The organism is Collimonas sp. OK242 (genome assembly GCF_900107095.1).
Lineage (GTDB): Bacteria > Pseudomonadota > Gammaproteobacteria > Burkholderiales > Burkholderiaceae_D > Collimonas.
In genome coordinates this window covers 1-12273 of record NZ_FNOR01000018.1, presented here as the reverse complement: position 1 = coordinate 12273, position 12273 = coordinate 1, and the positions used below count along the sequence as shown (strand labels likewise).

Genomic DNA, 12273 nt, shown 5'->3' with positions numbered 1-12273 from the left:
AGTCAGGCGTGTACTGGCAATCTCAACGTCTATTGCCGAACGGCTTTCTATGAGCGCTGTACGTCGCTATGACTGAAACCGGCACAGAAATTTAAAATCACTGGTCACGGTGGGCAGGGATTCCCTCGCCATAAGGCGCGAGTCGCCTTATGGTGGTGTTCGGCACCTTGTACGGAACAGTACGTCCCCGCTCTATCCAACGCTGCCGGCGCTAAGCGAGTCCTTCTGCGCTCAGCGTCTTGGTCACCGAAGGCAAGCCCTTCATCCGGGTCAGATGATCGCTGAGCCGCTGAGGTAGCACGATGCCCATCATGGCGGCCCACGACAGCATGACAAACAGATAGCAGTCGGCAATCGTCATCTGCTCGCCCACCAAAAACGCTTTGTTACCCAACTGCTCGCTGATAGTGCCGAAGCGCACAAGCAGTGTCTGCGCGGCCTTCTCCTTTTCCTGCGCGGTTCCATTACGGAAAAAAGGCATAAAGTTGCGATGGATCTCGGTGGTCATGAAAGTCGTCGCTTCCAGAGCGCGCCAGCGCTCCACACCGCCTTTAGCCAGAAGCTTGCCCGACTTCTCCGCGATGTAGACGAGAATAGCTAGGTTCTCAGTCAGGATCGTACCGTCGCCCAGATCGAGCGCCGGGGTATAACCCTTGGAGTTAATAAGATTGAAGTCCGCGCCGTCGTCGGTGCGCCGGTCGCGTCCAACTTTGACGAGCCGGTGGGATATTTCCGCCTCGATCAGGGCGATGTGTGAGGCTTGGCTGCAGGCGCCGGGAGCGTAGTAGAGAATCATGAATGTCCTTTGTGTTAAGTCAGGATTGTTGACCAGGACCTAGTATGAGACTATCTGAATTTCTACAAAAACGCATATTTTTGAGGCCAAGTCATATGAGTGTGACCACACTGCCCACTACCCGTCACTGTCGCCAAGTGAGCGAAGTGCTCAACCGGGTCGGCGACAAATGGAGCATGCAGGTCATCGTGGTGCTGCGCGACCAGCCGCGCCGCTTTAACGATCTGCGGCGTCAGGTCAACGGGATCTCGCAACAGATGCTGACACGCACGCTAAAGGTGCTCGAGCGCGACGGCTTGGTCGAACGCACGGTGCGCGCCACCTCGCCACCGCAGGTCGACTATGCTCTGACGCCATTCGGACATTCACTGTCCGAACCAGTGCGGGAACTGGCCAAATGGGCGCTCGCGAACTTAGATACACTGTACGACAATCGCCTGCGCTACGACGCAAACAACGAAACGAATGACGACACAAACCAAGCATAAAGCCAGTGCTGCCTTGAGTCTGGTGGCATCGAATTGCCAGGCGATGGCATCACACCGCTGATAAGCGGCGTGTTTTTGCAAGCCCTGGAAAGCCGCGCAACGCCGTTCCAGGGCAGGAAATCGTCGACTCGATTGACGAGATGATCAGCAATGTTGGCCAGCACATGACGCAGACAAGCCTCGGGGGCGACCCCGTTGAGCTTGGCCGTACAGATCAGCGAGTAGAGCGCGGCGGCGCGCGCTCCGCCGCTGTCGGCACCGGCAACAGAAAGTTGCGTCGGTCGATGGCCACGCCACGCAAAGCGCGTTCGGCCGCCGACACTGGCTGCCAGCAGTTGCCGGTGGTACTTGCGCCTCTGCGGTGACTGCTGCTCAACCAACCCGTGGCGATGATCTTCATCAATGTTGGTGGGCTAAGCCAATTTCTGGAAAACTGAATTATTCAAGGCCGACTAATAATTTTCAATTAGAGCTGCCGCCGTAGTTAGTGTCTTTGTTCTGACGGACCACCAGATGGACAATAGTTTCGGATACAGCGCGTCAGTATTGGCTTTTCAGCTTATTTAGGCCATGTGTATCCGAAACTAATTGACGTTCCCAGTTTCCTGAAAGCGAACAATAAAGTCTGTCGGAAACGCATTTAATAAGTATCTGATTTTTATGGAAAAGAAAAATTAAGAGATTGGCCGCAAAGTCTGTCGGGACAATCTCGATTTTTAAATTTTTAGTCAAAACGGACAACATAGACTGTCGAGCCCTTTGTGGGCGCGGCTTTGCTAGGGTGAGCTGACGGAGTGACAAGACAAGTATCAGACCGCCAAATGCCCCTTTTCTAAGCAATGCCGAGCTCCGCCACAATTCCAGAATTGAACTCAAGGCAATCCCCGGAGAATTTCTTGAGCAAAGCGAGCGACTTCTTCAAGGTGCTATACCCTTTCGCGAAATTGTCTCCATATTGCTTGCGTGATGTTCCTACTTGGGTGTCGTCCCGCTTTTTGCGGATTTCGCCATTTTTATCACGCATACGATTGTCTAATCCTTTCGGGAAGTGCTTGGTCACCCCCAAAAGAATGCCTTCACAATCGTCCTTGCGGCTCTCCTTTATTCCGGCAGCCCCGCTCTGCGTAGACCGTCCACAAATGTGGCGAGATTCTCCGGCCGGCGGATCGGTAGCCAATCTGCAATATTGGAGAGACGCAACGTAGAGTCGAGCTGGCGCAAATGATCCATCGCACGCTGCGCTTCGGCCATCCGTCCGGCAAGCGCATGGCTCGCCGCGAGGATGGCGACCGCCGGCAGAAAACTCGGCAAATCCCGTAACGCTTTCTCTGCCCATGACGACGAAGCGTCGAATCGCTCCATGAAGAGATGCGCGAGCGCCATTCCGGTTTGCATTCTGTACAGTTCCGGGTCGAGGGGACTCAAACGCATGGCGCATGCAAGGTGCTCGATGGCTGTATCGGTTTCGCCGTGCAAGATTCTGAGGTACGCGCCGAGGAACCAGGCTCCTGCGAGGTTCGGATTGAGCACGAGTGCCTTGTCCAGCAATGCAATGCCGCCCGAGAGGTCGCCGGCAAGATGGCCAAGCGCATGGCCGCTTCTGGTGAGCGCAACCGCATCGCTCTTGTCCAACTCCACGGCGCGGCGAGCCAGTCGGACGCCCTCCGCCATTTCCCGTGGGCGATCGGTCATCCAGCGATTGATCTTCCGCATGCAGTGACACCATGCCGCCATCGCATAGGCCGACGCAAAATCCGGATCGATCTCCATTGCCTTGTGGAAGAGCGGCAGCGCCTGGTCGATGGTCTCCCTGGTGCCCTGATGCAACTTGGCCATTCCGCGCAGATAGTAATCGTAGGCGTCAAGGTTTTCGGTTGGCTTATGCCTCGCACGTTCGATCTCCGCCCGCTCGAGCTCAGGAGCGATCGCGCCGACCACGCTCGTGGTAATCTGGTCCTGCAGTTCGAAGATGTCCCCAAGCACGCCTTCGAAACGGCCCGCCCAGTGATGTGCCCCGGTTGTCGCATCGATCAGCTGAACCGTGATGCGCACACGATTTTTTGCCTTGCGCCAACTGCCCTCCAGCACATAACGAACACCCAGCTCACGGCCGACCTGTTTCACGTCCACTATTCGGGCCTTGTAGGTAAAGCTCGAATTACGCGCGACGACGAACAGCCAGCGATACTGCGATAACGCCGCGATGATGTCTTCTACCACGCCGTCAGCCAAGTAGTCTTGCTCCTGGTCTCCGCTCAAGTTCACGAACGGCAAGACAGCAATGGACGGTTTGGCAGGCAGGGCTGGCGCAGATGCAGAGACTTGAACCGATGCGGCCGACTCGGTGCCAGAAAGGTCAACGCCATCCAATGACTTTACTTTCCTGATATCGGCGACGAACCGGAATCCTTTGCGGGCAACCGTTCGAATCACGCTCTGCTGCTGACCGCTGTCGCCGACCGCCTTGCGCACCGCGTTAATGTGGCTGGCCAAGGTCGACTCCGAGACGATTCGGCCGGCCCATATCGTATTAATCAGGTCGTCCCTGCTGACGACGCGCTCGCGGCTCTCCGCCAGGTAGGCCAGCAGGTCGAATACTTGAGGCGCGGTTGCAATGACCCGGGACGCCCGCAGGAGCTCCCGCCGGTCCAGGTCGAGCACGCAGTCGTCAAACACTAATAGCATTCAGAGTTCCTTGTCCCGTGCTCATGCGCCGGGAACGTGGTCAGAGTGTGTCCGCGATTTTGTGTCATCGGGAAATCGTTTAATGCCGCGGCATATGTTCATCGAAGCGGATGGTGAACCGGTTCAGCACCGCCTTCCGGTTCTGAATCGGCATCGCCCGGCATCACCCATATCTTGCCGATGTTGCGCAATCCTAAATAATACAGCTTGAGCAACGCCTCGTCATTTGGAAATGCGCACGGCTCTTGGAAATGGTGCGCAGATCAGCCGAAACGACACCGGCTCGTGGACAAATTTCCAAGCAAAATTCAATGAAAACCCAAGGTATTGGCAAAGCATTCCGCCCAGTTGGCGCGCAGACTGAATCCATCGATCCCCGCAATGAAGATGATCGACACTAAACCGAGGAGCGAAACATGAAAATAGTCGTTATTGGAGGTAGCGGCCTTATCGGGTCGAACATTGTGAACAGACTACGTCTCAATGGCCATGAGGTTGTGGCGGCATCGCCTCGCACGGGCGTAAACACCATCACCGGGAAGGGGCTGGCTGAAGCGCTTGCGGGCGCTCAGGTCGTTGTCGACGTGGCAAACTCGCCCTCATTTGAGGACCAGGCCGTATTGGAATTCTTCGAAACCTCCGGTCGAAATCTTCTTGCTGCTGAAGCTGACGCCGGCGTGGAGCACCACGTCGCGCTCTCTATCGTTGGCACCGATCGCCTTCCGGAATGCGGTTTCTTTCGGGCAAAAGTCGCCCAGGAAGAGCTGATCAAAGCGTCGAAGATTCCCTACACCATCCTGCGTTCGACGCAGTTCTTCGAGTTCGTCGAAGGCATAGTTAACGCCGGCGCCGACGGCAACACGATTCGCCTGTCGCCCGCCCTCATTCAGCCCATCGCAGCGGATGACGTCTCGGCTGTGCTGGCCGATCTCGCGGTCGGGGTACCGGTGAATGGCATCGTCGAGGTGGCCGGACCTGATTGCTTCCCTCTCGACGAACTTGGGCGCAAGTTTCTTGCCGCGCGCAACGACAAGAGGCCGGTAATCGCCGACGTGCATGCGCGCTATTTCGGCAGTGAGTTGAATGATCGATCTCTGGTCGCGGGCGACAACCCGCATATCGGCCCGACACGTTTCCACAACTGGCTCAGCCGCTCATTGGCGCAAGGATGAGCAAGCGAATCATTAACCTACGTTCTTATCACATTGAGGAGCCATCATGACCCAACGCATCGATTACCAGAAGCAATCCCCCGAGCTATTCAAGAAGTTCGTCGAGTTCAGCCTTGCCTTCAAGAATTCCGCGATCGAGGAGTCGGTCCGCGATCTCGTGGATATCAGGGCATCGCAGATCAACGGCTGCGCCTTCTGCGTGGACATGCACGTCAAGGAAGCCACGATACATGGCGAGCGGCCGCTCAGGCTGCATCATGTCGCTATCTGGCGCGAGTCAACGCTGTTCAGTCCGCGCGAACGCGCTGCCTTGGCGTGGACCGAAATCCTGACCCAGATTCCCGCCCAAGGCGTGCCTGATGACGTCTATGAGCATGTTCGCGCGCAATTATCCGAGAAGGAATTGTCCGATCTGACCTTTCTGGTGATGTCGATCAATGCCTGGAATCGCATCAACGTGGGCTTCCGGCTCGTACCCGGTACATACGACAAAGCATTCGGCGTAGACAAGTCCGGCCTGTCCTGACCAGGCATCGACGCAGCCGCGTAAGGGCGCTGCGCCGAACCTGCCTGCCGGTAGCCAACAAACGGAGAAACGCCATGCTTAATATTAAGAAACTAATCGCTGTGGTTTGCACCATGGCAGGTGTGGTCGCTACTCAGCACGCGACCGCTGCTGGGGATGCTGTAGTTACACCGCTGCTCGAGAAGTCATTCAATAACATCCCCGGCAAAGAGGGGCTCTTGATTCTGGTTGAATACCCGCCGGGTAATGTCGACCCGGTCCATCGCCACGATGCGCATGGCTTCATCTACGTCTTGGAGGGCTCCGTCGTGATGGGAGTAAAAGGAGGGAAGGAACAGACGCTTACGTCTGGCCAGACGTTCTATGAAGGCCCTGAGGACATCCATACGGTAGGTCGGAACGCGAGCGCCACCACGCCCGCAAAGCTTCTGGTTTTTCTTGTAAAAGAAAAGAAAAAGCCAGTATTGATACCGGTGAAGTGAAAACAGTCGGCGTCTGGTGGGGTGGCGTTGGCGCCTGACTCAACCAAGATACTGATCTGACCTGTCCCACCGTTCTTGGTGCAGCCAATGTCCGCATTCGCCATCTTTCGCGGCGGGTCGGCAGTCCTAAGCCCGTCTTTTCTTGCCACCCGCCGCAACGAAGACGACGAATGTCCGCGCAGTAAGGCTGGGGCGATTAGCCCCGTTTGCCTGGAGTTTGGTTTTTCATCTGTTAAATAGGAGCTGTTCGTGCGCATTCCTCTCATTGCCATATCTTGCTTGTTGCTTGCTTCCGCCAGTGCTTCCGCGGCGGACGTGAAATCCATCTCTCGTCTCGCTGCAGGGCCTGACAACATCCTTTTCGTCGCCGACTGGAAAGCGGCGCGTGTCCACGCGATCACGCTTCCTGCTGCGCCGCAAAAGCCGGCCGGAACGGTATTCAATGTGCTTGACCTCGAGGAGCGTCTTTCCACGCAGGTTGGCGGCGCCAAGGTTACTGTCGAGGATATGGTCGTCCGACCGGGCACGGCAGAGGTGTATGTTGCCGTCAGCTACGGCCGTACGAAAACGCCGGCGCTTATCGTGGTGACCAGCGACAAAAAGGTTCGGCGCGTCGACCTGAAGGCGGCGGCGTCAACATCGATAGCGCTTCGCGACGCACCCACAACGGACTACAAATTCTGGAGGGAAACGCCCGAGCGCAGTTTCACTGTCACCGACATGAAGTGGCGCGATGGAGAGCTGTTCGTCGCCGGTTTGTCCAACCAGGATTTCGCGTCGACCCTGCGGCGGGTCAAATACCCGTTCGGATCGCCGCAGTCGATCACCTCGGTGGAAATCTACCATACAGGTCACAACCTGATCGAAACGCGGGCGCCAATTCGGGCGATGAACTTCGCGACTTGGGGCGGCAAGACCTACCTCGTGGCCGCTTATACCTGCACCCCCCTCGTGATCATCCCGCTCGACGACCTGAAGGATGGCGCCCACATCCGCGGCAAGACTGTCGCCGAACTAGGCTACGGCAACACACCCGCCGACATGATCGCGTACACGAAGACCGATCAGGGCAAAGCGGAAGATTTTCTTTTGTTGGTGAATTTTAACCGTGTATCGAACGTCATCCCAGTCTCTCAACTCGAGGCTGCAGGAGCCCGGCCAGGCATCGAGACGATCGTGCCGTACGGGCAGATCGCTGGCCTGGACGTGATGCAGGCCCCGCTTGTTGGTACGCTGCGACTCGACAACCTTGATGATAAATCATTCGTCTTCGTGCGTCGGCGACTCGAGAAGGACTCACTGGAATTAGTGTCCATGGGAAAAGGCTTAAGCTTCCGGCTGACCGACCATATCTCGGAGTACGCATTCCCAGAACACAGCTTTAAGGGCAACGCGTTTCAATTGCAGTACGTCAAGCCACTGCAGGACATGTTGCTGAAGGAAGAGGGCTTCCCGGAATTCATCAAGGCATCGGAGTAGTTCATGCATCTCGGCCGATTGTTCTCCGCTGCAGCGCTGGCGCTTGTGCTCAGTGGGACTGCTGCCGCGCAACCTACGCCGCACGCGGTGCTGGTTCAGCCGTCGGCTCCCGAAGTCCCGGCGAACCTGCTTCGCATCTCCATCGAGTTTGCGGAGCCGGTCGAAGGCCCGGTGCTGCCCAGGATCGCCTTGGTGCACGCCGACGGCAGGCCGATCCAGGAACCGTTTCTTCAGCAGGAGCTTTGGTCCCCGAACGGCAGGATTTTGACTGTCATGATGCATCCCGGACGCGTCAAGACTGGTCTGAATGCGCGAGAAGAGATGGGGCCGATCCTGGCAGCTGGGGATGAGGTTGCTCTTGCGCTTGATGGACATCCCATCCAGCGGTGGATCGTTGGGGCTGCGCGTGAGAATGGCCCGGTGCCGTCAGCGTGGAAGCTGTCGCCGATCAGCGTCGCGTCGAAGCAAGCCCTCGTTGTGACGCTGGATGGACCCATCGATGGCCGGGACGCCGGCTACCTGGCGATTGCGGACAGCCGCAATCACCGAGTCGATGGGCGCGCCCAGCTGAAAGACGGCGAAAGGGTTTGGACGTTCACCCCGCGTGTGCCATGGCGGGCCGGCCAGTACCAACTGGTCGTCCGTGGCACTTTGGAGGATCCCGCCGGCAATCGTTTGGGCGGTCACTTCGAAACGGCAATAGATAACCCGCCGGGGCCTGCGGCTGATGCCGTGATCGCCTTTGCTGTGGATTCGCGCCCGTTTCGCTTGGTACGGGCCTCGATCCGGTAGCGTGGCTCTATGGCCCGTATCCCTTCCTTCAACAGGATGCTGCAATGACCTCACAACCTGTGCTTTCACAACTACAGCGGTACGCAAGCGCGACGCTATGTGCAGTCTCGCTGGCTGGCTGTGCGGTTGGCCCCGACTTTGTGAAGCCAGAAAACGGGCTTGGCGAAGTGACGCTGGCGCTCAGGGCGGACTACGCAAACGTCGTCCAGCCTTCCGATTCCAACGTTCCCTCCCAGTGGTGGATGTTGTTCAACGACGCGGTATTAGCCGATCTGGAATTACGCGCGCAGGCTGACAACCTCGATCTGCAAATAGCGTCCGAACGCATTGAACAGAGCCGGGCGCAATTGGGTATTACCTCCTCACAGTTGTTGCCCAGCGTAAGCGCTGGCGCCAGCTACGCACGTGAGGCGCTCAGCGAACACGGCAAGTTCGCGGCACTGGGAGCGCCTACCAGTCCCAACGATTTCTGGCAGTTTGGATTCGATGCCAGTTGGGAGATCGATCTGTGGGGCCGTGCGCGACGCGCACGCGAGGGCGCCGCGGCGGCCGTGGAAGCCACGGCGTATGACCGCGAAGCAGCACGGGTGGCCTTGTCCGCCGAAGTGGCTCGAACCTATTTGCAGTTGCGCGGAACGCAGGCGCAACTGGACATCGCCCAGCAGAACCTGACAGTCGCCGGGCGCATCCTCAACCTGACCGAAAGCCGCGAGCGTAACGGCGTCGCTACTCGCTTCGACACCTCGTCCGCTCGCGCGCAGTTGGCGACGATCAAGGCCATGGTTCCCGAACTGATCCAGCATCGCAACGCCCTGATGAATGCACTTGCGTTGTTGTTGGGGGAAAAGCCGCGCACACTCGATGTGCAACTGCGTGAAACCATGCCCTTGCCTTCGCTTTCGACCAGCGTACCGGTCGGCATCCCCTCTGAATTGGCTCACAGGCGGCCGGACATCCTGCGCGCTGAAGCACAGCTCCATGCCGCCACAGCAGCCATCGGTGTAGCCAAAGCTGATTTCTACCCACGTATCGGCTTGCGAGGGCAAATCGGCGTGGAAGCCTTCGAAATTGGCGATCTCGCTAGTTGGGACTCCCGCTTCTTTTCGGTCGGCCCGACGGTTTACCTTCCTATCTTCCAGGGTGGCCGGTTGACGCAGCGCCTGGCCCTGAACGAAGCACGGCAAAAAACGGCCGCCCTCGCTTATCGGCAAACGGTATTGCGAGCCTGGCATGAAGTGGACAATGCGTTGGATGCCTGGGCCGCTCAACAGCGCCAGCACGGTGAATTGCTGGTTTCGTATGAGCAGAACAGCCAGGCACTGCACGCTGCCGAGCGAGGCTATCAGGAAGGCGCTGCCGACTATCTGAGCGTACTGACTGCGCAGCGCAACTTGCTTGCCAGCCAAACCAGTCTCAATGCGAGCGCAACCAACGCGACGCTCACTTTGGTCAACCTGTACAAGTCGCTAGGCGGCGGTTGGAACCCGGATGCACTCAAAACCGCGCCGCAGGCTGCCATGGTGTTGCCGGTCACGTCACGGTCAAGGGGCAGCCAATGAGTAGCGCTGCATTGTCGCAAACAGCGGCGTCCCTGACCACGCCTTCGACACACCCCATGGCGGGACTCGTTGGCATTTTCCTCGCCGCCATGATGGCGGGGTTGAACAATCGTGTTGGCGCGTTGGCGCTGGCAGATGTACGCGGCGTACTGGGTTTTGGCCTCGACGACGCCTCGTGGCTTACCACGGTGTACAGCGCCGGGGAATTCATTGCCATGCCTTTTTCGGCATGGTTTGGCGTTACGCTCTCGGTTCGCCGCTTCGAATTGTGGATGCTTGCCACTTGCACGCTGCTGGCGGCGATCCTGCCCTTCATCCACGATCTGAACCAAGTGCGGACATTCGTGAGCTCTTCGAATAAGATGTTGCTTTGATAATTACTTCGTGGCAATATTGGACGATTAATTTTCTCCACGACTATTCGCAGGCCAAGATGAGTGACGAAAACTGGTATCGGAATAAAGACTGGAATCCTTCGATTGAAGATGAGTTTCTTGAGCGCTTAGCTCGCGCTCGCTCCCAACGTGACCAATATCTTGCAATCCAAGCGCTGACAATCGCCGAGCTTCAGCCCGAGGTCGCGCTTCAATTGGTCGACCGCTATCTCAGCACTAAGACGACAACCTTTGATGACATACGGGCGCTGAGCGCTCGTGCTTACGCGCTCAGGAAACTAGGTCGCCTTTTCGAAGCAGCTCAAGTCATGAAAGAGATACTTGCTATTGAGCGGCATAAGCCAGGCAACAAAACACGGATGTTTGCCGATTTCCCATATTTCGTTGCATCGAACAGGATGCGTGATGAATATGCGGCCGCAATTGGAGCGCTCGATGAGCGAGTCAACGATATGATGTTCCCGGTTGACACATTCTTGTGCCACGCAGCTCGTGCCATGATATTTTCTGAATTGGGAAAACAGGAAGATGCAGTGCGAAGTGCTTCCGTTGCTCTGGATTCGGCGAAAATAAAGAAATCACGCTTTCGCTTCCATCAGAATCTCGGCTTAGTGGGCAGAGAACATACCGAAACCGTGGCGAGCTTGCTCAAAATTATCGCGTGATATTGCGGACGATTCGTATCAAGCACCGCCCCTAGATGGCGGCCGTCGGCCAAAACTGGGCAATGAAGAAACTGCCCCAAAGCAGCCGGCTTTGTTATTCAACGCTGACGCACAAGTGCTCAGGTTAATGCGGGATTAAACATTATGCGTACAGGCTCCCAAGCTGGCTATTGGGTTGTAGAGTGGAGGGAGGATTGGGACCCTTCTCTTAAGGACCTCATTGGTCGCTTTCCTGAAATAGTTGTAGGACGGTATGTAGCCATCGCATCCTGCGATAGCGGACCATATAGGCCAACAGACACCGAGATAAAAACCGGATGGTGCGACCAACGCGGAATGGCGATTAGCCCGCGGATTTCGGAGGTTTTCCAATTACCCATGCCAGGCTTTGACGAATGGTACGTGTACGATAATTCTGGAGCCATCGGCCACTGTCGCGCATTCGTAAATCACTTTGGATTTGCACCACTCGACGCAAGCAACAACTTAGCAAATGCGTTCTGGTCACAAGTAGAAGCCTGTCAACCACTGCATGTGCTTGGGGCCGGGACACCGACAATGTTTTTTGTAACGCGTGACGAAGCGCTGTTTAGGAGGGTGACGAATGCTTAGCTCGTCGCTCAGCACCGACGCTTCGCGCCGTTTAGGTTTACCGTTAGAAAGCTATGGCGTATGAATCATCTAGAGTTTAAATCGTCGGACGATGGCTCGCTCCTAATTTTTGAAGTGATTTCGCGTTATAAAGAAGAGACAGTTTTTAATGTCGGGGTGAAGACGCCTTGGTTTGCGGGCACAGCGCCGTCGTCAACATATGTGGTCTCCTCCCCCGCAGACTTATTTCGAGAGATGGCCAATGACTGGATGGGGTGGAAACAGAAAAAAACATGGAGTGACCTGGAAGGGCGCGTTTCATTCGAGGTGTAGTGGTCTAATTTGCCCGGACACCTCGATAGGTGGACAATCCACCATCCGAGGAGATTTGCATGACAAGGCAACGCCGCACTTTCGATCACAGCTTCAAGCTTGAGGTCGTCAAAATGATCAAAGAACAGGGACTCAGTGTTCAGCACGTATGCGAGAGCATGAGCATTGGCCCGACCGCCGTGCGTCGCTGGGTAGAGCAGTACGATGCCGAGCAATCCGGCCAGCCAGGCATTGGCAAACCGCTGACGCCCGAGCAACAACGAATCAGGCAGTTGGAGCAGGAGAACCGCCAACTGCGAGGAGATGTAGA

At 56.8% G+C, this 12273-nt stretch carries 13 protein-coding genes and 1 pseudogene; 10 read left to right on the top strand and 4 right to left on the bottom strand.

Annotated elements, in window-relative coordinates; translation table 11 throughout:
• Positions 1-211 precede the first annotated feature (211 nt).
• Complete coding sequence (locus tag BLV81_RS18740; RefSeq protein ID WP_092359081.1) at positions 212-796, bottom strand: glutathione binding-like protein; 585 nt, start codon at positions 794-796, stop codon at positions 212-214.
• Positions 797-891: 95 nt separating this feature from the next.
• Between BLV81_RS18740 and BLV81_RS18735 the strand changes: the two genes are divergently transcribed.
• On the top strand, positions 892-1284 hold the full coding sequence (locus tag BLV81_RS18735; protein ID WP_176992897.1) for a winged helix-turn-helix transcriptional regulator: 393 nt from the start codon (positions 892-894) through the stop codon (positions 1282-1284).
• Between the two features lie 104 nt (positions 1285-1388).
• Here BLV81_RS18735 and BLV81_RS18730 read toward each other — a convergent pair.
• The 3 genes and pseudogenes from BLV81_RS18730 to BLV81_RS18720 all read right to left on the bottom strand — a co-directional run.
• Positions 1389-1597: pseudogene (locus tag BLV81_RS18730) on the bottom strand (transposase domain-containing protein); the annotation flags it as partial.
• 519 nt (positions 1598-2116) lie between these two features.
• Positions 2117-2308: a hypothetical protein gene (locus BLV81_RS18725; RefSeq protein ID WP_176992896.1), complete on the bottom strand. Its 192-nt coding sequence runs from the start codon at positions 2306-2308 to the stop codon at positions 2117-2119.
• A 77-nt stretch (positions 2309-2385) separates the two neighbouring features.
• Entirely contained in the window at positions 2386-3969 is a 1584-nt protein-coding gene (locus BLV81_RS18720) for a winged helix-turn-helix domain-containing tetratricopeptide repeat protein (RefSeq protein ID WP_092359075.1), read from the bottom strand.
• 416 nt (positions 3970-4385) lie between these two features.
• Here BLV81_RS18720 and BLV81_RS18715 point away from each other — a divergent pair, with 416 nt between their 5' ends.
• The 9 genes from BLV81_RS18715 to BLV81_RS18665 form a co-directional block, all read left to right on the top strand.
• Entirely contained in the window at positions 4386-5141 is a 756-nt protein-coding gene (locus BLV81_RS18715) for an SDR family oxidoreductase (RefSeq protein WP_092359073.1), read from the top strand.
• Between the two features lie 46 nt (positions 5142-5187).
• Positions 5188-5667: a carboxymuconolactone decarboxylase family protein gene (locus BLV81_RS18710; RefSeq protein WP_092359071.1), complete on the top strand. Its 480-nt coding sequence runs from the start codon at positions 5188-5190 to the stop codon at positions 5665-5667.
• Positions 5668-5741: 74 nt separating this feature from the next.
• Positions 5742-6149: a cupin domain-containing protein gene (locus BLV81_RS18705; RefSeq protein WP_092359069.1), complete on the top strand. Its 408-nt coding sequence runs from the start codon at positions 5742-5744 to the stop codon at positions 6147-6149.
• 249 nt (positions 6150-6398) lie between these two features.
• A complete protein-coding gene (locus BLV81_RS18700; protein ID WP_255365345.1) occupies positions 6399-7628 on the top strand; it encodes a hypothetical protein in 1230 nt (409 codons plus the stop codon).
• Positions 7629-7631: 3 nt separating this feature from the next.
• Positions 7632-8420 carry an Ig-like domain-containing protein gene (locus BLV81_RS18695; protein WP_092359066.1) on the top strand — a complete coding sequence of 263 codons (789 nt, stop codon included), beginning with the start codon at positions 7632-7634 and terminating at the stop codon, positions 8418-8420.
• A 44-nt stretch (positions 8421-8464) separates the two neighbouring features.
• Positions 8465-9979, top strand: a complete 1515-nt coding sequence (locus BLV81_RS18690) for an efflux transporter outer membrane subunit (RefSeq protein ID WP_092359064.1) — start codon at positions 8465-8467, stop codon at positions 9977-9979.
• The gene (locus BLV81_RS18685) at positions 9976-10353 is read left to right on the top strand and encodes a hypothetical protein (RefSeq protein ID WP_369823904.1); all 378 of its coding nucleotides are present in this window, start codon (positions 9976-9978) and stop codon (positions 10351-10353) included. Before BLV81_RS18690 ends, BLV81_RS18685 begins: the two co-directional genes overlap by 4 nt.
• Before the next feature lie 59 nt (positions 10354-10412).
• A complete protein-coding gene (locus BLV81_RS18680; RefSeq protein WP_143036377.1) occupies positions 10413-11039 on the top strand; it encodes a hypothetical protein in 627 nt (208 codons plus the stop codon).
• A gap of 983 nt (positions 11040-12022) precedes the next feature.
• Positions 12023-12273, top strand: a 251-nt coding sequence (locus BLV81_RS18665; protein ID WP_143036376.1) for a transposase, incomplete at its 3' end; no start/stop codon positions are given.

What these genes read in the sequence shown, in the direction of transcription:
- BLV81_RS18680 (WP_143036377.1), top strand. Translation starts at nt 10,413, where the DNA reads ATGAGTGACGAAAACTGGTATCGGAATAAAGACTGGAATCCTTCGATT.
- BLV81_RS18690 (WP_092359064.1), top strand. Translation starts at nt 8,465, where the DNA reads ATGACCTCACAACCTGTGCTTTCACAACTACAGCGGTACGCAAGCGCG.
- BLV81_RS18720 (WP_092359075.1), bottom strand. Translation starts at nt 3,969, where the DNA reads ATGCTATTAGTGTTTGACGACTGCGTGCTCGACCTGGACCGGCGGGAG.
- BLV81_RS18740 (WP_092359081.1), bottom strand. Translation starts at nt 796, where the DNA reads ATGATTCTCTACTACGCTCCCGGCGCCTGCAGCCAAGCCTCACACATC.
- BLV81_RS18705 (WP_092359069.1), top strand. Translation starts at nt 5,742, where the DNA reads ATGCTTAATATTAAGAAACTAATCGCTGTGGTTTGCACCATGGCAGGT.
- BLV81_RS18715 (WP_092359073.1), top strand. Translation starts at nt 4,386, where the DNA reads ATGAAAATAGTCGTTATTGGAGGTAGCGGCCTTATCGGGTCGAACATT.
- BLV81_RS18735 (WP_176992897.1), top strand. Translation starts at nt 892, where the DNA reads ATGAGTGTGACCACACTGCCCACTACCCGTCACTGTCGCCAAGTGAGC.
- BLV81_RS18695 (WP_092359066.1), top strand. Translation starts at nt 7,632, where the DNA reads ATGCATCTCGGCCGATTGTTCTCCGCTGCAGCGCTGGCGCTTGTGCTC.
- BLV81_RS18725 (WP_176992896.1), bottom strand. Translation starts at nt 2,308, where the DNA reads ATGCGTGATAAAAATGGCGAAATCCGCAAAAAGCGGGACGACACCCAA.
- BLV81_RS18685 (WP_369823904.1), top strand. Translation starts at nt 9,976, where the DNA reads ATGAGTAGCGCTGCATTGTCGCAAACAGCGGCGTCCCTGACCACGCCT.
- BLV81_RS18710 (WP_092359071.1), top strand. Translation starts at nt 5,188, where the DNA reads ATGACCCAACGCATCGATTACCAGAAGCAATCCCCCGAGCTATTCAAG.